The sequence below is a fragment of the Burkholderia sp. BCC1640 genome, from assembly GCF_902833125.1.
GTDB lineage: Bacteria > Pseudomonadota > Gammaproteobacteria > Burkholderiales > Burkholderiaceae > Burkholderia > Burkholderia diffusa.
This window is the reverse complement of the sequence record NZ_CADFEF010000011.1, coordinates 177,945-198,544: the sequence shown is the minus strand read 5'-3', so window position 1 is coordinate 198,544 and position 20,600 is coordinate 177,945. Positions and strand designations below refer to the sequence as shown.

Below are 20,600 nucleotides of genomic sequence, written 5' to 3'. Positions count from 1 at the left end.
ACGCAGGAGGACAACGACCCCGGAAACCCATACACTTATCCACAACCGGTCCTGCTATAGACCGGTCTCCACCCCGGCTCAAAATCCAATCGGCCCGGTGGCTCAAAATTCCGTCGGCGCGGACAGGCCACCTCCATCGACACCGGCGAGGCGCAGCAGCGGACCTGCCAACGCAGCACACACCGCAAGCATGAGGCGAGTATTGCCAACGCATCGCTGGCCGATCTGTTCGTTCCAAGCTTCGAGCGTACCTTGTTGGCCAAATGCAGCACATGCAGGTGCTTCTGGATCAAGAGCCACGGATTCAGCTCCCTGACCGAAAGCCCGATCCGCCCGCATGTAGTTCGTGCCAGACCAGCCGACACTGCGAACAAGTTCATGCGTTTCCCGGGTCTCTGCATGAGCCAGGTAGTCGTTGAACTCCACCCAGTTGTATACGATCACGCCGAGGTCGCTAAAGGTCTCCCGAAACACTCTGCTGTCGGACAGCGTCGCACGCCGCACGACGATCATCTGCTGCACGCCGTCAGGCTTATGCAAGCGCAGTTCCAGGCTCCACCCGCTGCTTTCCTGGTCCCGCAGCTGTCGGAGGATGTCGACACGGGAAGACACCATGACGGGCACCTGCTCGTCCTTCTGCCATTTCCAAACAATCACCCCTGCATCGTCGATGGTGTAGGTCTTCCCCGATGCCCAGGTCACCGGATCACGGTGCCCATTCGCCCGGATCTGCCTCACCTGCGCATCACTCCCCAGCGGGACATGGACGTCGATCAACGAATTTTTCGCCCAATCTGCAACGACATGCCCAGCAAAGCCAAGTTGGGCAATATCGGCAACGTCCCACCCTGTCATCTCATTGACCTTCTCGTCATACGAGCAGCCCTGAGCCTCGCAAAGGTTGCGCATAACCCTTTCGGCATCGACGACCTTGATCTGGGTGGACGGGCCTGCCGCACGAATCAACTCGATCACCTGGTCCTGATATTTCAGGCCAGCCTCATCATTGTCGGGCCAAATCACAACCGGACGCCCTGCAAGCGGAGACCAATCGGTCTTAGCCGCAGCCTTCGCACCACCCGCAGACGTTACAACCACCGTCGGCCACAGTCCCCGCAGAGCAAGAGCGGCCTTTTCGCCCTCGACGACGAACACCGGCATGACCTGGTCACCCTCGACCAAATCCCTCAAGCCGAACAGCGGACGCAGGCCGGGCGGCATGCCACCAGCCCAGTGCAACAAGCCATCCTCCCGGCACTTGACCTGCAACGTGCAGAAGGTTTTCTTTCCGTCCGCCTGCCGCAAGCGTAACTGGACAAAGCACAGGCGGCCGTTCGCATCGACGTAGTCGTAACGACCGTCAAGGATCAAACCACGAGGTACGAACTGGTGAGCATCAAGCTCCGGGCTCCCTGCCGGAATCGGGGACATGAGCTCGTTGCGAGTAACCTGATGACCAACCGGTACACGGAGCACCGGAACGGTGTCCGCCTTCAACGGCATCTCGATCTGCCGCTTCTGGAGTTCGTTCAACAAACGCTTGGCGGCTGCTGTCATGCCGCAATCCCAGACGTAAGCTGCGAGGGTAATCAGATCACGGCCCCTGCATTCGTCGTCGCAGGCGAAATCAGCGAAGAAGCCCGTCTCAGTGTTGATCGAGAACGACCCAAGCTCACGGTCGTCACGACGAGGGTTGTAGGCCACGAACTCCCGGCCGTGATACTCGCCTTCGAGGTCAAGGATATCGATAACCTCGCCGAAGTGCTCAAGCGCAACGGCGGCGATTTGCTTGAAGGGCACCGACGGGATGGCAGCGGTAAGGGCCTGAAGATCGTTGAGGGTTACCCTCTCAGACTGCTGCATGTCCGACCCTCGACCGTCGAAGGTCACTTGATCGGAAGAAAAAGAAATGCGTGCGTTCATGCTCAATGTTTCCTCAAGATGAGCGAACATCTGCGGGCTCCCGCAATGCGTCCACTCAAGTTAAAAAAACACCGAACAAAAAGCAGCACGATCGAGATCGGCTGGCGACGAAGCGCAACACCCCGTCACAACGGCTCAGCGTCGTAATTTTCCGTTAGGTACGCTTGACAACAGCCACAGCGTACGATCCGGCACATCCAACCCCCTTTTCGGAGATCGGTTGGGAAGTATGCGAGCCTCCCTTCAAAAATTCAAGGGGGCCACTCGCAAAAAATTTCGGCGGACGCCAAGATGCCGCCAACGTGCCTGCGAGCTTGTGCTACGAAGTGTGTGCCATGCCCCTGCGATCGGAGCAAAGCCGTTACAGGATCAGCGTCGCCACGGTACCGCATCAATTGCCGTGCAGATCCCGTTGCTCCAACGCTCGTCGAAAACAACGTCCGGCAGATCCAGTTCGCCGACAAGCAACGATATCCGCCGCATGGGGAAAGTAGCCCTAGCAGGCAGTAGCGATGGTGTGATGAACGGAAGAAGGGATTCTGGCCAACTCAGCACCGCCTTTGCTGCGGCCCAGAGTCGACCTACTTTGCCCCGCCGAACGATGGAATTCGAGAACGACCTGAATGCGCCTCGATAGCTCATGCTAGACTGGCAAGCTGTGTCAATCGGCGTAGCGATTTGCCCTGACACACTCCCCGCAGAGCCTTATTCCATCGTGGAATGAAGAGGTGACGAGCCCGACCCTCGGCACTGGCGGAAAACGATTGTGGCTGCTTCGTTCCCGACCTGACCAGGTTCACCGCCCCACCATGCGAGGAGGCCCGTCACGGCATATTCTATCACCGCTTCCTGCCGAATGCGACCGTTTGTTCGCAACAAAGCGAAAGATCGAGCAAACCGACGCGCGTACGGGCACGCCGATCCAGCGCGGGCTTGCGGATATATATATCGTGACACTTGGTGACTCTTGCATTTTGCGCGCCGGCCTCCACCTTCGGGACACAACGCTCGAACGGCGCGTCGTACCCCTACTCGCGTAGCGACTACTATCGCTGCCCGCAGCAGATAGCAATTTAGGCTAATATGACGCCCGAACGACCCGCGAGCCGCGCCATGCAGCGCTTACGCCCTTCCCTCGGAGAGCGGAGTGACCTGCCGCAGCGGCCGGTAGCCAATAAGGCCGCCGGAGCGCCGCAACGCGCCGAGCAGGCAGTCCCCGAACCGTAAGAGGTATTGACCCAATGAGCGAACAGATCAAACACATCAGCGACGCATCGTTCGAACAGGACGTCGTCAAATCCGACAAGCCCGTGCTCGTCGACTTCTGGGCCGAATGGTGCGGCCCGTGCAAGATGATCGCCCCGATCCTCGACGAAGTCGCGAAGGATTACGGCGACAAGCTGCAGATCGCGAAGATCAACGTCGACGACAACCAGGCAACGCCCGCGAAGTTCGGCGTGCGCGGCATCCCGACGCTGATCCTGTTCAAGAACGGCGCGGCCGCCGCGCAGAAGGTCGGCGCGCTGTCGAAGTCGCAGCTCACCGCATTCCTGGACAGCCACCTGTAATACCGGCCGTTCCGCGGACGTGTTGTCAACCGACAACACGTCCGCCGTCAAGCCGCCGATCGGCCGCTCAGGCGCGAATCGGCGTATGCTAGAATCAAAAAACGTCTACAAGACGCATTAAGTCTCAGAGCGCTTCCGCTCGCCCTCCTCCCTTATTCCTTTTCGTCGCTTCTCCTCCCTGGCGGGTTCTCCGTATGCATTTATCCGAGCTCAAGTCTCTGCACGTGTCCGAACTGATCGAAATGGCCAATGGCCTGGAGATCGAAAACGCGAACCGCCTGCGCAAGCAGGAGCTGATGTTCGCCATTCTCAAAAAGCGCGCCAAGACGGGAGAGACGATCTTCGGCGACGGCACGCTCGAAGTGCTGCCGGACGGTTTCGGCTTCCTGCGCTCGCCGGAAATGTCGTACCTCGCGAGCACCGACGACATCTATATCAGCCCGTCGCAGATCCGCCGCTTCAACCTGCACACTGGCGACACCATCGAAGGTGAAGTCCGCACGCCAAAGGACGGCGAGCGCTACTTCGCGCTGGTGAAGGTCGACAAAGTCAACGGGCAGCCGCCCGAGGCCTCGAAACACAAGATCATGTTCGAGAACCTCACGCCGCTGCACCCGAACAAGCCGCTGTCGCTCGAACGCGAAATGCGCGGCGAAGAGAACGTCACGGGCCGCATCATCGACATGATCGCGCCGATCGGCAAGGGCCAGCGCGGCCTGCTCGTCGCGTCGCCGAAGTCGGGCAAGACCGTGATGCTCCAGCACATCGCACACGCGATCAAGCAGAACCATCCGGACGTCATCCTGTTCGTGCTGCTGATCGACGAGCGCCCCGAAGAAGTGACCGAAATGCAGCGCTCCGTCGCCGGCGAAGTGATCGCCTCGACGTTCGACGAACCGGCCACGCGTCACGTGCAGGTCGCCGAAATGGTGATCGAAAAGGCCAAGCGCCTCGTCGAAATGAAGCACGACGTCGTGATCCTGCTCGACTCGATCACGCGCCTCGCACGCGCATACAACACCGTGATCCCGGCGTCGGGCAAGGTGCTGACGGGCGGTGTCGACGCGAACGCGCTGCAGCGCCCGAAGCGCTTCTTCGGCGCGGCGCGCAACATCGAGGAAGGCGGCTCGCTGACGATCATCGGCACCGCGCTGATCGAAACCGGCAGCCGCATGGACGACGTGATCTACGAAGAATTCAAGGGCACCGGCAACATGGAAGTGCACCTCGAGCGTCGTCTCGCGGAAAAGCGCGTCTATCCGTCGATCAACCTGAACAAGTCAGGCACGCGCCGCGAAGAAATGCTGATCAAGCCCGAGATCCTTCAAAAGATCTGGGTGCTGCGCAAGTTCATCCACGACATGGACGAAGTCGAGGCGATGGAATTCCTGCTCGACAAGATCCGCCAGACGAAGAGCAACTCCGAGTTCTTCGACCTGATGCGCCGCGGCGGCTGATCGCCCCCGCCCCGCAACGAACGGCCGCCCGCGCGTTTCGCCCGGCGGCCGTTTTTTCATGCCAACCTGAACGTGAACGTACAGGTTGATCTATAATCGCGCCATTGCCCCAACCCAGACCCCGCCATCCCGATGCCGAACGACACTTCCCCCTCGCTGCTGACCGTGAGCGACGCCGCGTCGCGGCTCGGTGTCACACCGCGCACACTGAAGTATTACGAAGAGCGCGGGCTCGTCACGCCGTCACGCAGCGGCGGCCGCTATCGCCTTTACGACGAAGCCGATCTCGAACGCTTCGCCCGCATCCTGCGGCTGCGCGCGCTCGGCTTTTCGCTACACGGCATCACCGAGATGCTCAAGCGCCCGCTGGAAGAAACGGGCGACGGCCGGCGCCGTTATTCGGACGGGTCGTTGCGCGACATCCGCTCGGGGCTCGCCGGGCAAATCGACACGCTCGATCAGCGGATCGCGGCCGTCCAGCGCGAGTTGAAGGAAGCCGTCGCGCTGCGCAAGGAACTGCAGCACGACATCGACTACATCGAACGGCGCCTCGCCGGCGAAAACCCCGACACGCTGATCGCGCAGCGGCAAGCCGAAGCCGGCACGCGGCGCGCGCGCAAGGACCGGGAATGAACGTCGCGCCAGGTCGCCCGCCACTGTGGAGCCGCGCGAACCTGCGCGCGGACCTGTTCCCGTGGGCGCTCGCGCTCGTCACCGGCATCGACTACTTCGACAACGCGGCCTTCTCGTTCTTCGCGAGCTATATCGCAGGTGGCATCAACGCATCGCCGGACGAACTCGTGTGGTCGTCGAGCGCGTATGCGGTTACGGCCGTGCTCGGCATCCTGCAGCAGCAATGGTGGGTCGATCGGCTCGGGCATCGCCGCTACGTCGCCGGCTGCATGCTGATGTTCTCGTTCGGCGCGATCGCGGCGGCGCTTGCCGACACGTCGCTCGAGCTCGCGTTCGCGCGCGGCTTCCAGGGCTACTTCATCGGCCCGATGATGGGTGCATGCCGGATTCTGATCCAGATCAGCTTCAAGCCGCAGGAGCGGCCGCCCGCCACGCGCGCGTTCCTGATCATGATCCTGCTCGGCAGCGCACTTGCACCGATCGTCGGCGGGCTGCTCGTCGCGCACTCGACGTGGCGCGCGCTGTTCGCGTGCACCGCGCCCGCGGGCATCGCGTTCGCGATTCTCGCGCTCCTCACGCTGCCCGATTCGGGCAGGACGCCCGACGACGAACGCGGCTCCGGGCATTTCTGGCCGTACGTTGTGTTCGCGCTCGCGCAAGGCGCGCTGCAGATCGTGCTGCAGCAGGTGCACTACCAGCTCTACAGCGGCTCGCCGATGCTGATCCTGCTGACGATCGCGGGCCTCGGCGCGCTCGCGTGGTTCGCGTATCACCAGTGGAACCATCCGACGCCGCTCGTGCGACTGCATGCGTTTCGCGAGCGCACGTTCCAGGTCGGGCTGCTGCTGTACATGTTCTATTACTACGAGTCGACGGGCTTCAGCTACCTGACCTCCCGCCTGCTCGAAGGCGGGCTCGGCTATCCGGTCGAGAACGCCGGGCGCCTGGTCGGCACGATGTCGCTGATCTCGGCCACCGCGCTGTTCGCCTACCTGCGCCATGCGAAGCGCGTCACGCACAAGAAATGGTTCGTCGTGCCGGGGTTCGCGATCGCGATCGTCGCCGCGCTGTGGATGACGCGCATGACGCCCCAGGTCGGCGAGGCCGCGCTGATCGTCCCGTTGCTGCTGCGCGGGCTGTTGCTGCTGTTCATCGTGCTGCCGGTCGCGAACCTGACGTTCCGCATCTTCGCGATCGACGAATACACGCATGGCTACCGGCTGAAGAACATCGTGCGGCAACTGACGATCTCGTTCGCGACGTCGTCGGTGATCATCGTCGAGCAGCACCGGCTGGCGGTACATCAGACGAGGCTCGTGGAGCGCGCGAACGTGTTCGATCCGCTGTTCCAGCAAACGGTCGACGCTCTCACGCACAGCTATGCGGCCGCCGGCCATGCACTGAACGAGGCGCACGCCCTCGCGATCGCATCGATCGCCCGGATGGTCGCGCAACAGGCGTCGTTTCTCGCGTCGCTCGACGGTTTCTATTTCCTCGCGGGTGTCGCGCTCGTTGGCGGCCTCTTCGCGGCATGGCAAAAAGAGATCGATTGAGTTAAAAGACAGGCTTTGGATTCTCCCGCGCTGCCTCCATGCTCTCGAAACTGACCCGCTGGTTCGACGACCGCCGCCGCGACCGCGCGCTGCGCAGCCATCCGATTCCCGATGCGCTGTGGCAGGACACCGTCGCACGCCTGCCGTTCCTCGACGCGCTGTCGCCCGGCGACCTGGGCCGGCTGCGCGAGCTGACGAGCCTGTTCATCGCGAAGAAATCGTTCTCGACCGCGCACGGGCTCGAGCTGACCGACGAGATGATCGTCGCGATCGCCGCGCAGGCGTGCCTGCCCGTGCTGAACCTCGATCTGTCGCTGTACGACGGCTGGGTCGGCGTCGTCGTGTATCCCGGCGAATTCGTCATCCGCAAGACCGTGCAGGACGAGGACGGTGTCGTCCATGAAGTCGAGCAGGATGCGAGCGGCGAAGCGTGGGAAGGCGGCCCGGTGATCCTGTCGTGGGAAGACGCGCAGATGACGGACGGCCGCGACGCGTACAACGTCGTGATCCACGAGTTCGCGCACAAGATCGACATGGTCAACGGAGAAGCCGACGGCTATCCGCCCCTTTTTCGCCGCTGGCACGCGCCGCACCTCGACGCGCAGGCGTGGGCCGACGTGTTCGAGCATGCGTACGACCAGTTCTGCGCGCGCGTCGATGCGGTGCCGGATCGTGCGTGGGCGCGCTTCGAGCGCGACTCGCTGATCGATCCCTATGCGGCCGATCACCCGTCGGAGTTCTTCGCGGTGTGCAGCGAGGCGCTGTTCGTGCGACCGCGTGCGTTCGAGTCCGAATTTCCGGAACTCTACCGGCTGCTCGCCCGCTACTATCGGCAGGATCCGGCCCGGACGGGCGCCCTCGACGCGCGGTGAAAATTATTCGTCAACCGTCTGATTTTCTGGCATAATCGCCGTTTTTCGACCTTAGGCAAGTGGCTCGCGCCGGGCTTGACGTCGGCTGAATCGCGCAAATGCGTGCGGTCCGGCACGGCAAGCGGCGGGTTGGCTACCGCTCTCACCAAGGAACATCATGAAACCTGGCATTCACCCGGACTACCGCGAAGTCGTCTTCCAAGACATGTCGAACGGCTTCAAGTTCATCACGCGCTCGACGATCCAGACGCGTGAAACCATCGAACACGAAGGCAAGACCTACCCGCTCGCCAAGATCGAAGTGTCGTCGGAATCGCACTCGTTCTACACGGGTCAGCAAAAGATCATGGACACGGCAGGCCGTGTCGAGAAGTTCAAGAACAAGTTCGGCGCACGCGCCAGCGGCAAGGTCGCGAAGTAAGCTTCGCACCGATCCGGTGGTTGCAACGCACCGGTACCGCACGAAAGGGCAGCCCAGGCTGCCCTTTTTTGTCTCCGCTCGCCGGGAAAACACCGCACGCAGGCCGGTGCCGGGGCAATCGTCCGACGCGCAACGGCCGGCGCGTCTACAATGCCGGATGCTCGAATCCGGCGCCGTCGGCGGGCGCGTGACCGCGCCGGCCGCCCGCCCATAACAAATCGCTCATCTGCATGAAGCCAGTCGTTCGTCTCACCGCCTCCGCCACGCGCGCGCTGCCGCGCTGGCTGCTGCTCACGCTCTGCCTCGTCTACGCGGCGTTCGGCCTGTTCGGCCGCGACCCGTGGAAGAACGAGGACGCGGCGGGTTTCGGCGTGATGTGGACGATGGCCACCGGCGGCTGGCACGACTGGCTGCTGCCGAATCTCGTCGGCAAGTTCATCACGACCGACGGGCCGCTCGGCTACTGGCTCGGCGCGCTGTCGATCCGCGCGCTGGCGCCGTGGGTCGACGCGAGCAACGCGTCGCGCGTCGACACGGGCGTGCTGTTCTGCGTCGCGTGCGCGTTCGTCTGGTACGCCGCCTACCTGCTCGGTCGGCGCGCCGAGGTCCAGCCGTTCAAGTACGCATTCGGCGGCGAGCCGGAGCCGCGCGACTACGGCCGCACGCTCGCCGACGGCGCGCTGCTGGTCCTCGTCGCGTGCTTCGGACTCGCGGAGCGCGGCCACGAAACGACGCCGCAACTCGCGCAGTTCGCGTGGATCGCGATGTTCGTGTACGGCATCGTGCGCGGCATCGACAAGCCGATGCAGGGTGCGCTGTGGTGGGGCATCGCGATCGGTCTCGTCGCGCTGTCCGGCAACCCGGTGCTCGTCGTCGCGCTGCTCGCCGGCACCGCCGCGCTGTGGCTCGTCACGCCGGAAATGCGCAACCTGCGCCTGCCGCTGATCGGCCTGCCGCTCGCGGCCGCGATCTTCGCGCTGTGGCCGCTCGCCGCGTTCCACGCGGCACCCGACGACGCCGCGTGGTTCTTCAACCAGTGGATCCATGGCAGCCTGATGCGCTTCTCGGGCCCGCCGACCGCGGTGCTCGCCTACGCGGCGAAGAACCTGCCGCTGTTCACGTGGCCCGCGTGGCCGCTCGCGATCTGGGCCTGGTGGAGTTGGGCCGGCATGCGCCGCCGCGCGCATATCGCGATTCCGCTGTCGGTCGTGGTGCCGCTCGTCGCGCTCGTGATCCTGCAGAGCCAGCAGTCGAACCGCATGTACATGCTGCTGCTGCCGCCGCTCGCGGTGCTCGCCACCTTCGCGCTGCCGACGCTCAAGCGCGGCGCGATCAACGCATTCGACTGGTTCGCGGTGCTGAGCTTCACGATTCTCGGCACCTTCGTGTGGCTCGTATGGCTCGCGTCGCTCACCGGCTTCCCGCACCCGCTCGCGCGCAACCTCGCGCGCCTCGTGCCGGGCTACGAACCGCACTTCAAGATCCTGTCGTTCATCTGCGCGGTGATCGTCACCGTGTGCTGGTGCCTGCTGGCGCGCTGGCGCATCTCGCGCCAGCCGAAGGTGCTGTGGCGCAGCGTCGTGCTGTCGGGCGCGGGCACCACGCTGATGTGGGTGCTGCTGATGACGCTGTGGCTGCCGATCGTCAACTACGGCCGGACCTACAGCGACGTCGCGCAGCAGATCGCGTCGCATCTGCCCAAAGACTATGAGTGCATCTCGCCCGTGCGGCTCGGCGATGCGCAGATCGCGACCTTCGCATACTTCGGCGACATGCACTTCGAGTTCTCGGGCGACTGCGACGTGATCCTGCGCCAGGATCGCGCGGACTTCGGCGAGCCGAGCGCGATGTCGCAATACGTGTGGCGTCTCGTGTGGGAAGGCCGCCGCGTCGCCGACCGCGACGAACGCTTCCGCCTGTACGAGCGCATCGAGCGGCCGACGGCACCCGTCAAGCGCCGCGGCCCGCGCCACCGGACGGTCGATTGACGATGTTCGCCGACATCCGCCGGATCGTCGGTCTCGCGTGGCCGGTGCTCGTCGGCCAGCTCGCGATCATCGCGTTCGGCGTGATCGACACGGCAATGGTCGGCCGCTATTCGGCCATCGACCTGGCCGCACTCGGGCTCGGTTCGTCGATCTACGTGTCGGTCTACATCGGGATGACGGGCATCCTGTCCGCGCTGCAGCCGATCACCGGGCAACTGTACGGCGCGCGGCGCTACGCGGACATCGGCGAGGAAGTCCGCCAGGCGCTGTGGCTCGCGCTGATGCTCGCGGTGCCCGGCTTCCTGCTGCTGCATTTTCCCGAACCGCTGCTGCACATCGCCCACGCGCCGCCCGCGCTGCACGACCGCACTGTCGATTACCTGCGGATCCTGTCGTACGGCCTGCCGGCGAGCCTCGTGTTCCGGATCTACAACGCGCTGACCAACGCAGCCGGCAAGCCGCGCCTCGCGATGATCCTGCAGGTCGGCGCGCTGCTGCTCAAGTTTCCGCTCAACGTGTGGTTCATCTTCGGCGGCCTCGGCGTGCCGGCCCTCGGCGGCCCCGGCTGCGGGCTCGCCAGCACGCTGATCAACTGGGCGCTCGCGCTGATCGGCTTCACGCTGCTCGCGAAGCTCGACGTGTTCTCGCCGCTTTCGATCTTCTCGCGCTTTTGCTGGCCCGTCTGGGCACGCCAGAAGGCGATCCTGAAGCTCGGCGTGCCGATGGGCCTGTCATACCTGATCGAGGTCACGTCGTACACGTGCATGGCGCTCTTCATCGCGCAATTCGGCACGACGACGCTCGCCGGCCACCAGATCGCCGGCAACATCGGCGCGGTGCTGTACATGACGCCGCTGTCGATCGGCGTCGCGGCGTCGACGCTGGTGGCGCGCGCACTCGGCGCCGGCCGCCCGGACGAGGCGCGCCTGCTCGGCCGGCACAGCGTGATGCTCGCGTGCGGAATCGCGGCCGCGTACGGCGTGCTCGTGTTCACGCTGCGTCCGCTGATCGTCGGCGGCTACACACCGAACCCGGCCGTGGCCGCCGCCGCGCTGCCGCTGGTCGCGATCGTCACCTGCTACCACTTCTTCGACGCGCTGCAGATCACGTCCGCCTTCGTGCTGCGCGCGTACAAGGTCGCGGTCGTGCCGACCGTAATCTATGCGGTCGCGCTGTGGGGTGTCGGGCTCGGCGGCGGCTACGTGCTCGGCTTCGACGTCGGCGGCATCGCACCGGCCTGGCTGACCGGCGCGCGCGGCTTCTGGTTCGCGAACACGATCAGCCTGATGCTCGCGGGCGCAGGCCTCGCGCTCTACCTGCGCCACGTCAGCCGCGCGCAACCGGCCGTCAACGCATACAGCGCATGACGCACGGCGCGCGGCCTACGCGTCCTCCAGCACGTCGGCCGCGTGGTACGAGGACCGCACGAGCGGGCCGGCAACGACTTCCCTGAAACCGAGCGCCAACCCCTCGTCGCGCCACGCGGCGAACGCATCGGGGCTCACGTAGCGGCGCACCGGCAGATGATGCGCGGACGGCGCGAGATACTGGCCGAGCGTCAGCACGTCGACCTCGTGCGCGCGCAGGTCGCGCAGCGTGTCCCGCACCTCGTCGTCGCGCTCGCCGAGCCCGAGCATCAAGCCCGATTTCGTCACGAGCGTCGGCCGCGCGGCCTTCGCCTGCGCAAGCAGGTCGAGCGAACCGCGATAATCGGCGCCCGGCCGCGCCGCCCGATATAGCGACTGCACCGTTTCGATGTTGTGATTGAACACGTCCGGCCACGCCGACGACAACGCATCGAGCGCCCGCGCGACGCGGCCACGGAAGTCGGGCGTCAGCACCTCGACGCCGATGCCCGGCACGCTCGCGCGCACCGCCGCGATGCAGGCCGCAAAATGCGCGGCGCCGCCGTCGCGCAAGTCGTCGCGATCGACCGACGTGATCACGACGTAGCGCAGCCCGAGCGCCGCGACCGCGTCGGCGAGCCGCGCGGGCTCGTCAGGATCCAGCGGCTCGGGGCGGCCGTGCGCGACGTCGCAGAACGGGCATCGCCGCGTGCACAGTCCGCCCATGATCATGAACGTCGCGGTGCGCTGCGCGAAGCATTCGCCGATGTTCGGGCACATCGCCTCCTCGCAGACGGAATGCAGCCGATGATCGCGCAGCACGGCCGCCATGTCGGCGACCGCCCCGCTCATCATCGGCCGCGCCCGCAGCCACGGCGGCTTCGGCAGCGCCGCGCCGGCCGCGGGTTCGACGCGCACCGGGATGCGCGCGAGCTTGTCGCGGCTCCTCGCGCCCGGCTGGCCGAGCGCGGTGAGGCTGGGTCGTTCGAGCGCGGCGGCCATCGTCAGTCTCCCAGAAACGCGACGATCAGGCGGTTCACGTCGGCAGCCGCCTCCATCTGCACCATGTGACCGCTGCCGGCGATCACCTCGGCCCGCACGCCGTCCGGCAAGCCCTGCGCATGCTGCGCCGGAATCACCTGGTCGCGCTCGCCCCAGATCACGAGCGTGCGCGGCGCGAGCGCCCCGACGCGGTCGCGGAACACGCGCCGCTGGGACGCGCCGTCGAACGCGGCGTTCGCGATCTTCTCCAGCGCGGCCTGCACGCCTTCGAGCCGCTTGTACTTGACGAGATCTTCGACCAGTTGCCGCGTGACGAGCGCGTTGTCGGCGAACAACGCACCGAGGTGCGGCTTCAGCGTATTGCGGCTGTTGCCGGCGACGAAGCCGTCGATGTAGCCGCGGTTGATGTCGACGCCGAGCCCGGCGCTCGCGATCAGCGTCAGCGAGGCCACGCGTTGCGGCGCGCGCTCCGCCGCCGCCATCGCGACCGCGCCGCCCATCGAATGCCCGATCAGGTGCGCACGATCGATGTGCTGCGCATCGAGCAGCGCGAGCACCGCGTCGGCCAGTTCGTCGAGACTGCCGGTGTCGACCGCCTTGCCCGACTCGCCGTGCCCGGGCAGGTCGAGCGCCCATACGGGCCGATGCGCGGCGAGCTCCGCGTGGTTGAACAGCCAGTTGTTCAGGTCGCCGCCGAAGCCGTGGATCAGCACCGCTGGCGTGCCCGAACCGTCGCCGAGCTTCAGGAACCGGACCGTGCGTCCACCGATCTGCGCCTTCTCGGGTTGCGGGCCGGCCGCGTCGTCGGCGGCCGCGGTCGGCACGAAGTCGCGCTGGAATTCGGCGATCGCCGCGTCGATGTCGGCATCGCTTGCCTCGGCTGCAGCCACCACGCCGAGCAGCGCACCGACCGGCAGCGTCTCGCCTTCCTGCGCGACTTGACGGCGCAGCGTGCCGTCGAACGCGCATTCGACGCCCGACGAGATCTTGTCGGTCTCGACGTCGAGCACTTCGTCGCCCTTCGTCACGCGTTCGCCGATCGCCTTCAGCCAGCCGTTGACCTGGCCCTGCTCCATCGACAGCCCCCACTTGGGCATCGTGATCATGTGAATCGACATCGTGTCAGCTCCTCGTCTTGAGTACCGCCTGCGCGATCGCGTCGGCGGACGGGATGTAAAGGTCTTCCAGCACGCCGGCGAACGGCGCGGGCGTGTGCGGTGCGGTCACGAGCTCGATCGGTGCCTTGAGCGACCGGAACGCGCGCCGTGCGACGAGCGCGGCGATGTCGGTCGCGATCGAGCAGCGCGGATTCGCTTCATCGACCACCACCACGCGCCCGGTGCGCTCCGCGCTTTCGAGGATCGTTTCCTCGTCGAGCGGCGACGTCGTGCGCAGGTCGATCACGTCGACCTGGATGCCGTCCTTTGCGAGCTTCGCGGCCGCGTCGGTCGCGAGATGCACCATGCGGCCGTACGTGACGATCGTCGCGTCGTCGCCGTCGCGCACGACGTTCGCCTCGCCAAACGGAATCGCATAGGATTCCTCAGGCACATCGCCTTCGCGGGTGTAAAGCAGCTTGTGTTCGAGGAAGATCACGGGATCGTTGTCGCGGATCGACTGGATCAGCAGCCCCTTCGCGTCGTAGGGCGTCGACGGGCACACGACCTTCAGCCCCGGAATGTGCGTAAACAGCGACGTGAGCATCTGCGAATGCTGCGCGGCCGCGCGCAGGCCTGCGCCGTACATCGCGCGGATCACGACCGGCGTCACGGCCTTGCCGCCGAACATGTAGCGGAATTTCGCGGCCTGGTTGAAGATCTGGTCGAAGCACACGCCCATGAAATCGATGAACATCAGCTCCGCGACGGGCCGCATCCCGCACGCGGCTGCGCCGACCGCCGCGCCGATGTAGCCGCCTTCCGAGAGCGGCGTATCGAGCACGCGGCCCGGAAACTTGTGGAACAGCCCCTTCGTCACGCCGAGCACGCCGCCCCATGCGTCGTCCTCGCCCGGCGCGCCCGCGCCGCCCGCGTTGTCCTCGCCCATCACGATCACGCTGTCGTCGCGCGCCATTTCCTGCGCGAGCGCCTCGTTGATCGCCTGCGAATAAGTGATCTTCCTTGCCATGTCCGTCTCCTGGAATATTGGGTTCGCCGTGCCGGCTTCGGGCCGGCGGCCGCTGTGTCACATCGCGCTCACGGGTACGACACGTACACGTCGGTCAGCAGGTCGGCCGCGTCGGGCAGCGGCGCGGCCTTCGCCTGCGCGACCGCGTCGTCGATCAGCGCCTTCACCTGCGCATCGACCGCGCGCAGCTCGTCGGTCGTCAGCGCCTCGGCACGCACGACGCGCGCTTCGAAATGCTTCAGGCAGTCCTTCTCGTCGCGCAGCTTCTGCACTTCGCCCGGCGCGCGATAGGTCTGCGCATCGCCTTCGAAGTGACCGAAATAGCGCGTGAACTTCACTTCGACGAGCGTCGGGCCGCCACCGCTGCGTGCGCGCGCGACGGCTTCGCCGAGCGCCTCGTGCACCGCGAAGAAATCGAAACCGTCGACGATCACGCCCGGCATCCCGAAGCCGTTCGCGCGATCGGCGATGTTGTCGGTCGCGACCGACCAGCTCGACGACGTCGCTTCCGCATAGCCGTTGTTTTCGGCCACGAAGATCGCCGGCAGCCGCCACACCGACGCGAGGTTCATCGATTCGAAGATCACGCCCTGGTTCGACGCGCCGTCGCCGAAGAAGCACACACCGACGCCGCCCGTCTTCTTGTGCTTGGCCGCGAGCGCCGCGCCGCACACGAGCGGGCCGCCCGCGCCGACGATCCCGTTCGCGCCGAGCATCCCCATCGACAGATCGGCGATGTGCATCGAGCCGCCCTTGCCGTGGCAGACGCCCGTCTTCTTGCCGTAGATCTCGGCCATCATCCCGTGCACGTCGACGCCTTTCGCGATGCAGTGGCCGTGCCCGCGGTGCGTGGTGGCGACATAGTCTTCAAGTCCGAGGTGCAGCATCGTGCCGACCGCGGAGGCCTCCTCGCCCGCGTACAGGTGAACGAAGCCGGGGATTTCGCCGGTCGCGAACTCGACGTGCAGGCGCTCCTCGAATTCGCGGATCGTGCGCATCAGCCGGTAGGCGTCCAGCAGCGTGTCCCTGCTGAGCTGTGTCGAAACGGTCATGTGTGTCTCCTGGGTAGGTCTGACTGCGAATGCCGCCGTGGCAACGCCCCGGCGACGGATTGCACGACGGCCCGGCCGTCGGTGAAACGTGAAGCCATCGTCAGTCGCGCCACGCGCCGGCATCGCGCAACAACTGCCGTGACGACGCGTAACGCAGCGTGCGGCCGACATCGACCGTCAACGGTCCGCGCCAATCGAGCGCGATCTCGTAGCGGTCGCCGCGCGCGACCTCGATCTCGCGCTCGCCATCGAACGCGAGCGTGCCGTGCTCGAACGGGATCGTCTGCCACGCACCCGGCTCGAGCCGCTCGCAACTGCGCATCACGACGCGATCGACGCGCCCGGGTGCGATCGGCGCGACGAGCGGCGTGCCGGCGGTCTTGCCGTCGACGGCGAAACGCATCGCGAGCCCGTGCGGCGCGCCGCGCTCGAGCGGCGCCCACGCGCCGCCGAGCGCGGACAGGCCGATGCCGTCCGGCTCCGCGAAAGTCAGATAGAGCGTGTCGATGTCGTCGGGCCCCGAGATCGCGCGCGCGCCGATGAAGCGCTGGCGGGCCGCGCACACGTCGACGAGCGCGATCTCCTCGCGCCCCGCGTTCGCGCCCGCCGCGCAGCGCACGACGAGCCGCTTGTTGCGCGCGAACGCGACCTCGGCCGGCACGGCGCCGGTCGCAGCGAGTCCTGCCGCGACGCCCGCGACGGTCGCCTCGCGATGTTCGGGAAACGCGTTGTTGGTGCCGGTGGAGAGCGCGACCAGCGGCGTCGCGCCGCAATGCGCGGCGACCGCGCGATGGGTGCCGTCGCCGCCGAGCACGACGATCAGCGCGACTTCCATTCGGTGCATGTATGCGGCGCCGGCGTGCGTGTCGGCGACGGTGTCCGAGATCGGCAGGTCGACGAATTCGACGTCCGGCCAGCGCTCGCGCGGCGCGACCGCGCGATGCGTGTCGAGCGCACGCATCAGCAGCGTCGCGATGCCCGTCTTGTCGCGCAAGGTCAGCACGCGCTCGACGCCCATCGCGCCGAGGCCGGCGAGCAGGCGCACGACCATGTTGGCCTTTTCCGCCGTCGGGAACACGGATGCATGCGTCGTCAGGCGGCGAATGTCGCGCCCCGATGCGGGGTTCGCGATCACGCCGACGGTCACGGGCGTCGTCACGGGCTTGTCTCCATCCAGTGGACCGGCGCTCGCGCCGGCCCTGCATGTGTCGTCCGCCGTCATCGAGGGCAGCGGATCGTCGTCGCCGACGCGACCGCGCCGAGCTTGCCCGTGACATCTGCAAGCGGCGTGCCACCGTGCGTGCCACGACCACGGAACCCGCTTGCAGACTGGCGCGGTGGCTATGCGGGCCATCGCCATTTGCGGCCGCGACGGCCCGACGCCCCGCGAAAACGTCCGAGCGTCTCACGCGGTCGATCTCCCGGTGCGCCGGTTTCAGCAACGTCATCCGGGTTGCGATCTGCCCGGCAAGCCACGCGCATCGCGGCGCGGCGTGCAACGCCATGCTCCGGGCCGCCGTCGCACGTGGCACGCCCGCGCGTCTCAACCGCGCGAGACCCGCTGAGATGCCGTTGAGACGAACGTCTCAGCCGCGCGCGTGCTGCGATGCAATGTGATCCGCGCAGACGGATGTGCTACAAGAACATCGAATTCCCCGCCGTACGGAACCGGAGCCGACCATGCCCTATGCCGTCCCCCAGGCCCAGCACGCCGACCGTGTGCTCGGCGCGCTCGCCGGACGCCTGCCCGCGCCGGCCGATTCCGCGCGTCTCGTGTCGTCGTGGCAGCGCTCGCTCGAGCGCTACGCGCTCGACCCCGCCTCGTCGATCGGCCCGCGCGTGCTGACCGCGGCCGAGCTGCGCGAGGTGCGCGACAAGGAGGAAGCCTTCCTGCGCGCGTCGGGCCAGTGCCTGACGCGCCTGCACGACATGATTCGCGTCGCCGATTACTGCGTGATGCTCACGGACGCGCACGGCGTGACGATCGACTACCGGATCGACCGCGAACGCCGCAACGACTTCCGTCATGCGGGGCTGCACATCGGCTCGTGCTGGTCGGAAAGCGAAGAAGGCACCTGCGGGGTCGCGAGCGTGCTGACCGATCTCGCACCGATCACCGTGCACAAGACCGACCACTTCCGCGCGGCGTTCACCACGCTCACCTGCAGCGCGGCCCCGATCTTCGCGCCGGGCGGCGAACTGATCGGCGTGCTCGACGCGTCGGCCGTCCAGTCGCCGGACGGCCGCGACAGCCAGCGCCTCGTGTACCAGCTCGTGCGGCAGAGCGCGGCGCTGATCGAGGACGGCTATTTCGTGCACAGCACCGCGCAGCACTGGATATTGTTCGGGCATCCGAATCGTCACTACGTCGAGGCGCAGCCCGAATGGCTGATCGCGTTCGACGAGTGCGGCAACATCGTCGCCGCGAACCGGCAGGCGCGCGACGCGCTGCCGGCGCTGCGCGAACCGCGCCATATCGACGAGATCTTCGACGCAACCGAGATGCCGCTGCGCGACGCCGCGCGGCTCGACGCGATCGTCGCGCTGCGGCTGCGCGCGACCGGCGCCCCGCTCTATGCGCGGCTGCGCGCGCCGCTCCGGCGCACCGGCCGCGAAACCGGCACGGCGTCGCGCCGCCCCGGCACCGCGCAGCGCCACGTCGGCGCGCTGACGCCGTTCCTGCACAGCAGCGACGCGCGCGTCACTCAACAGGCCGAACTCGCGCTGCGTGTCGCGAGCAAGCGGCTGCCGATTCTCGTGCTGGGCGAAACCGGTGCAGGAAAAGAAGTATTCGCCCGCGCGATCCACGATGCCGGTGCGCGACGCGCACGGCCGTTCGTCGCGGTCAACTGCGGCGCGCTGCCCGAGGCGCTGATCGAAAGCGAGCTGTTCGGCTATGCGGCCGGCGCGTTCACCGGTGCGCGCAAGCACGGCGCGCGCGGCAAGATCGCGCTCGCGGACGGAGGCACGCTATTCCTCGACGAAATCGGCGACATGCCGCTCACGCTGCAGACCCGCCTGTTGCGCGTGCTCGCCGACGGCGAGGTCGTGCCGCTCGGCAGCGATACGCCGGTGCGCGTCGATCTCGACGTGATCTGCGCGACGCACCGCGATCTCGCGCGCATGGTGGCCGACGGCACGTTCCGCGAGGATCTGTATTACCGGCTGAGCGGCGCGACGTTCGAACTGCCGCCGCTGCGCGAGCGCGCGGACGTGCGCGACGTGATCGCCGCGGTATTCGCCGAGGAAGCGCAGGCGACCGGCCACGTGCTCACGCTCGACGCATCGCTCGCCGAGCAACTCGCCTCGTACCCGTGGCCCGGCAACGTGCGGCAGTTGCGCAACGTGCTGCGCTATGCGTGCGCGGTATGCGACGCCGCACGCGTGACGCGGCGCGACCTGCCGGCCGATCTCGCCGCGCAGCTCGGCGCCGGTCCGGCCGGCGCGCTGCCGGACGACGAACGCGGCCGCATCGTCGCGGCGCTCACCGCGCATCGCTGGCGGCCCGACGCGGCCGCGCAGGCGCTCGGCATCTCGCGCGCGACGCTGTACCGGCGGATCGCGAAACACCGAATCGTCGCGCCGCACCGCCTCTGACGCACCGGCACGCGCCGCGTCACGCGGCGTGCGCGACCGCTTCGGTCGTGCCGCCGTCGCGGCCAGCCGCTTCATCGCGCCGCGTGAACACCTCGTGCGCCGCGAACAACGCGTTGAGCGCAGCAGGAAACCCCGCGTAGACGGCCATCTGAATGAACACCTCGACAATCTCGTCGCGCGTGCAGCCGACGTTCAACGCGGCCTCGATATGCACCTTCAACTGCGGCTGCGCGTTGCCGAGCGCGGCCAGCGCCGCGATCGTCGCGATTTCGCGCGACTTCAGGTCGAGCTGCGGCCGGCTGTAGACGTCGCCGAACGGAAATTCGATCACCATTCGGCCGAAATCCGGCGCGATCGACGCAAGCGCGGCGATCACGCGCTCGCCCGCTTCACCGTCGATTTCCTTCAGCTTGTCCCAGCCCCGTGCATAGCGATCGTCAACGCGTTGTTCCATGGTGTCCGTCCTGTTCCGATAAAGAGTGAGAAGGGGTCGCCCGTCGTTCCGTCTCGCGCTCCTGCGTCTCGTAATACGCGATCTTGTCGCCGATCGCGTCGAGGCTCGCCTGCAGTTCCGCGATATGCGCGCGCACCGCGTCGCGATGCTCGGCCAGCAAGCGCCGCCGCGCACCGAACGTCGACTCGCCTTGCGCACGCAGCGCCGCGAACTGCTGCATCTGCGCGATCGGCATGCCGGTCGCCTTCAGGCGCATCACGAAGGCAAGCCAGTCAAGGTCGGCCGGCGCATAGAGCCGATGCCCGGCCGCCGTGCGCGAAATCGCGCGCAGCAGGCCGGCCTGCTCGTAATACCGCAGCGTATGCGTCGACACGCCGGTCAGTTCGGCGACTTGCCCGATCGTCAGCGGACCGGCGGCGGAAGGTGTGGATACGGTTTTCGACATGGCAGGATCAAGGTTAGGAGTTAGAGTTCACTCTAAGTCAAGCGTTATCGATCAGCCAAGTACAACGATCTGAAATCACCGCCGCGGACACCGTAAAGAATGGTCAAAACCACCGCACGGCGCGGCTTTCTGTCTTTACAGCGACGCAAGCCTTCAGCAAGA

At 66.5% G+C, this 20,600-nt stretch carries 17 protein-coding genes and 1 other RNA gene; 9 read left to right on the top strand and 9 right to left on the bottom strand.

Features of this window, described 5'->3' with window-relative positions; translation table 11 throughout:
* Nucleotides 1–102 precede the first annotated feature (102 nt).
* The gene (locus HWX25_RS14835) at nucleotides 103–1,923 is read right to left on the bottom strand and encodes a DUF927 domain-containing protein (RefSeq protein WP_175908932.1); all 1,821 of its coding nucleotides are present in this window, start codon (nucleotides 1,921–1,923) and stop codon (nucleotides 103–105) included.
* Between the two features lie 727 nt (nucleotides 1,924–2,650).
* Nucleotides 2,651–2,749: signal recognition particle sRNA small type (gene ffs / locus HWX25_RS14830), an RNA gene on the bottom strand.
* Between the two features lie 415 nt (nucleotides 2,750–3,164).
* On the opposite strand from ffs, the gene trxA reads away from it, so the two are divergent.
* The 8 genes from trxA (at nucleotide 3,165) to HWX25_RS14790 (ending at nucleotide 11,782) form a co-directional block, all read left to right on the top strand.
* The gene (gene trxA / locus HWX25_RS14825; protein WP_006402348.1) at nucleotides 3,165–3,491 is read left to right on the top strand and encodes a thioredoxin TrxA; all 327 of its coding nucleotides are present in this window, start codon (nucleotides 3,165–3,167) and stop codon (nucleotides 3,489–3,491) included.
* A gap of 194 nt (nucleotides 3,492–3,685) precedes the next feature.
* The gene (gene rho, locus HWX25_RS14820) at nucleotides 3,686–4,948 is read left to right on the top strand and encodes a transcription termination factor Rho (RefSeq protein ID WP_006478662.1); all 1,263 of its coding nucleotides are present in this window, start codon (nucleotides 3,686–3,688) and stop codon (nucleotides 4,946–4,948) included.
* Nucleotides 4,949–5,080: 132 nt separating this feature from the next.
* On the top strand, nucleotides 5,081–5,581 hold the full coding sequence (locus tag HWX25_RS14815) for a MerR family transcriptional regulator (protein ID WP_175908931.1): 501 nt from the start codon (nucleotides 5,081–5,083) through the stop codon (nucleotides 5,579–5,581).
* Complete coding sequence (locus HWX25_RS14810) at nucleotides 5,578–7,134, top strand: MFS transporter (RefSeq protein ID WP_175908930.1); 1,557 nt, start codon at nucleotides 5,578–5,580, stop codon at nucleotides 7,132–7,134. The genes HWX25_RS14815 and HWX25_RS14810 overlap by 4 nt, the downstream gene beginning before the upstream one ends.
* Nucleotides 7,135–7,172: 38 nt before the next feature.
* Nucleotides 7,173–8,006, top strand: coding sequence for a M90 family metallopeptidase (locus HWX25_RS14805; protein WP_059529890.1), 834 nt, complete (start codon nucleotides 7,173–7,175; stop codon nucleotides 8,004–8,006).
* Between the two features lie 157 nt (nucleotides 8,007–8,163).
* Nucleotides 8,164–8,427, top strand: coding sequence for a type B 50S ribosomal protein L31 (locus tag HWX25_RS14800; RefSeq protein WP_040144297.1), 264 nt, complete (start codon nucleotides 8,164–8,166; stop codon nucleotides 8,425–8,427).
* 230 nt (nucleotides 8,428–8,657) lie between these two features.
* The gene (locus HWX25_RS14795) at nucleotides 8,658–10,415 is read left to right on the top strand and encodes a glycosyltransferase family 39 protein (protein WP_175908929.1); all 1,758 of its coding nucleotides are present in this window, start codon (nucleotides 8,658–8,660) and stop codon (nucleotides 10,413–10,415) included.
* 2 nt (nucleotides 10,416–10,417) lie between these two features.
* The gene (locus HWX25_RS14790; RefSeq protein ID WP_175908928.1) at nucleotides 10,418–11,782 is read left to right on the top strand and encodes an MATE family efflux transporter; all 1,365 of its coding nucleotides are present in this window, start codon (nucleotides 10,418–10,420) and stop codon (nucleotides 11,780–11,782) included.
* Between the two features lie 15 nt (nucleotides 11,783–11,797).
* Here the strand turns inward: HWX25_RS14790 and lipA are convergent, their stop codons facing one another.
* From lipA to HWX25_RS14765, 5 genes are all read right to left on the bottom strand, one after another.
* On the bottom strand, nucleotides 11,798–12,763 hold the full coding sequence (gene lipA, locus HWX25_RS14785; protein ID WP_175908927.1) for a lipoyl synthase: 966 nt from the start codon (nucleotides 12,761–12,763) through the stop codon (nucleotides 11,798–11,800).
* A gap of 2 nt (nucleotides 12,764–12,765) precedes the next feature.
* A complete protein-coding gene (locus HWX25_RS14780) occupies nucleotides 12,766–13,881 on the bottom strand; it encodes an acetoin dehydrogenase dihydrolipoyllysine-residue acetyltransferase subunit (protein ID WP_059529878.1) in 1,116 nt (371 codons plus the stop codon).
* 4 nt (nucleotides 13,882–13,885) lie between these two features.
* The gene (locus HWX25_RS14775) at nucleotides 13,886–14,890 is read right to left on the bottom strand and encodes an alpha-ketoacid dehydrogenase subunit beta (RefSeq protein WP_059529875.1); all 1,005 of its coding nucleotides are present in this window, start codon (nucleotides 14,888–14,890) and stop codon (nucleotides 13,886–13,888) included.
* Nucleotides 14,891–14,958: 68 nt separating this feature from the next.
* Complete coding sequence (locus HWX25_RS14770) at nucleotides 14,959–15,942, bottom strand: thiamine pyrophosphate-dependent dehydrogenase E1 component subunit alpha (protein ID WP_175908926.1); 984 nt, start codon at nucleotides 15,940–15,942, stop codon at nucleotides 14,959–14,961.
* 100 nt (nucleotides 15,943–16,042) lie between these two features.
* Nucleotides 16,043–17,101, bottom strand: coding sequence for an NAD(+)/NADH kinase (locus tag HWX25_RS14765; RefSeq protein ID WP_175908925.1), 1,059 nt, complete (start codon nucleotides 17,099–17,101; stop codon nucleotides 16,043–16,045).
* A 521-nt stretch (nucleotides 17,102–17,622) separates the two neighbouring features.
* Between HWX25_RS14765 and HWX25_RS14760 the strand changes: the two genes are divergently transcribed.
* A complete protein-coding gene (locus HWX25_RS14760; protein WP_175908924.1) occupies nucleotides 17,623–19,539 on the top strand; it encodes a sigma-54-dependent Fis family transcriptional regulator in 1,917 nt (638 codons plus the stop codon).
* Nucleotides 19,540–19,558: 19 nt separating this feature from the next.
* Here HWX25_RS14760 and HWX25_RS14755 read toward each other — a convergent pair whose 3' ends face one another.
* The gene (locus HWX25_RS14755; RefSeq protein ID WP_175908923.1) at nucleotides 19,559–19,993 is read right to left on the bottom strand and encodes a carboxymuconolactone decarboxylase family protein; all 435 of its coding nucleotides are present in this window, start codon (nucleotides 19,991–19,993) and stop codon (nucleotides 19,559–19,561) included.
* Nucleotides 19,977–20,438, bottom strand: coding sequence for a MerR family transcriptional regulator (locus HWX25_RS14750; RefSeq protein ID WP_175908922.1), 462 nt, complete (start codon nucleotides 20,436–20,438; stop codon nucleotides 19,977–19,979). The genes HWX25_RS14755 and HWX25_RS14750 overlap by 17 nt, the downstream gene beginning before the upstream one ends.
* Between the last annotated feature and the right edge of the window lie 162 nt (nucleotides 20,439–20,600).

Coding starts and splice junctions, on each gene's coding strand:
- lipA (WP_175908927.1), bottom strand. CDS start 12,763: ATGGCCGCCGCGCTCGAACGACCCAGCCTCACCGCGCTCGGCCAGCCG.
- HWX25_RS14805 (WP_059529890.1), top strand. CDS start 7,173: ATGCTCTCGAAACTGACCCGCTGGTTCGACGACCGCCGCCGCGACCGC.
- HWX25_RS14770 (WP_175908926.1), bottom strand. CDS start 15,942: ATGACCGTTTCGACACAGCTCAGCAGGGACACGCTGCTGGACGCCTAC.
- HWX25_RS14780 (WP_059529878.1), bottom strand. CDS start 13,881: ATGTCGATTCACATGATCACGATGCCCAAGTGGGGGCTGTCGATGGAG.
- HWX25_RS14760 (WP_175908924.1), top strand. CDS start 17,623: ATGCCCTATGCCGTCCCCCAGGCCCAGCACGCCGACCGTGTGCTCGGC.
- HWX25_RS14810 (WP_175908930.1), top strand. CDS start 5,578: ATGAACGTCGCGCCAGGTCGCCCGCCACTGTGGAGCCGCGCGAACCTG.
- trxA (WP_006402348.1), top strand. CDS start 3,165: ATGAGCGAACAGATCAAACACATCAGCGACGCATCGTTCGAACAGGAC.
- rho (WP_006478662.1), top strand. CDS start 3,686: ATGCATTTATCCGAGCTCAAGTCTCTGCACGTGTCCGAACTGATCGAA.
- HWX25_RS14755 (WP_175908923.1), bottom strand. CDS start 19,993: ATGGAACAACGCGTTGACGATCGCTATGCACGGGGCTGGGACAAGCTG.
- HWX25_RS14790 (WP_175908928.1), top strand. CDS start 10,418: ATGTTCGCCGACATCCGCCGGATCGTCGGTCTCGCGTGGCCGGTGCTC.
- HWX25_RS14815 (WP_175908931.1), top strand. CDS start 5,081: ATGCCGAACGACACTTCCCCCTCGCTGCTGACCGTGAGCGACGCCGCG.
- HWX25_RS14835 (WP_175908932.1), bottom strand. CDS start 1,923: ATGAACGCACGCATTTCTTTTTCTTCCGATCAAGTGACCTTCGACGGT.
- HWX25_RS14795 (WP_175908929.1), top strand. CDS start 8,658: ATGAAGCCAGTCGTTCGTCTCACCGCCTCCGCCACGCGCGCGCTGCCG.
- HWX25_RS14750 (WP_175908922.1), bottom strand. CDS start 20,438: ATGTCGAAAACCGTATCCACACCTTCCGCCGCCGGTCCGCTGACGATC.
- HWX25_RS14775 (WP_059529875.1), bottom strand. CDS start 14,890: ATGGCAAGGAAGATCACTTATTCGCAGGCGATCAACGAGGCGCTCGCG.
- HWX25_RS14800 (WP_040144297.1), top strand. CDS start 8,164: ATGAAACCTGGCATTCACCCGGACTACCGCGAAGTCGTCTTCCAAGAC.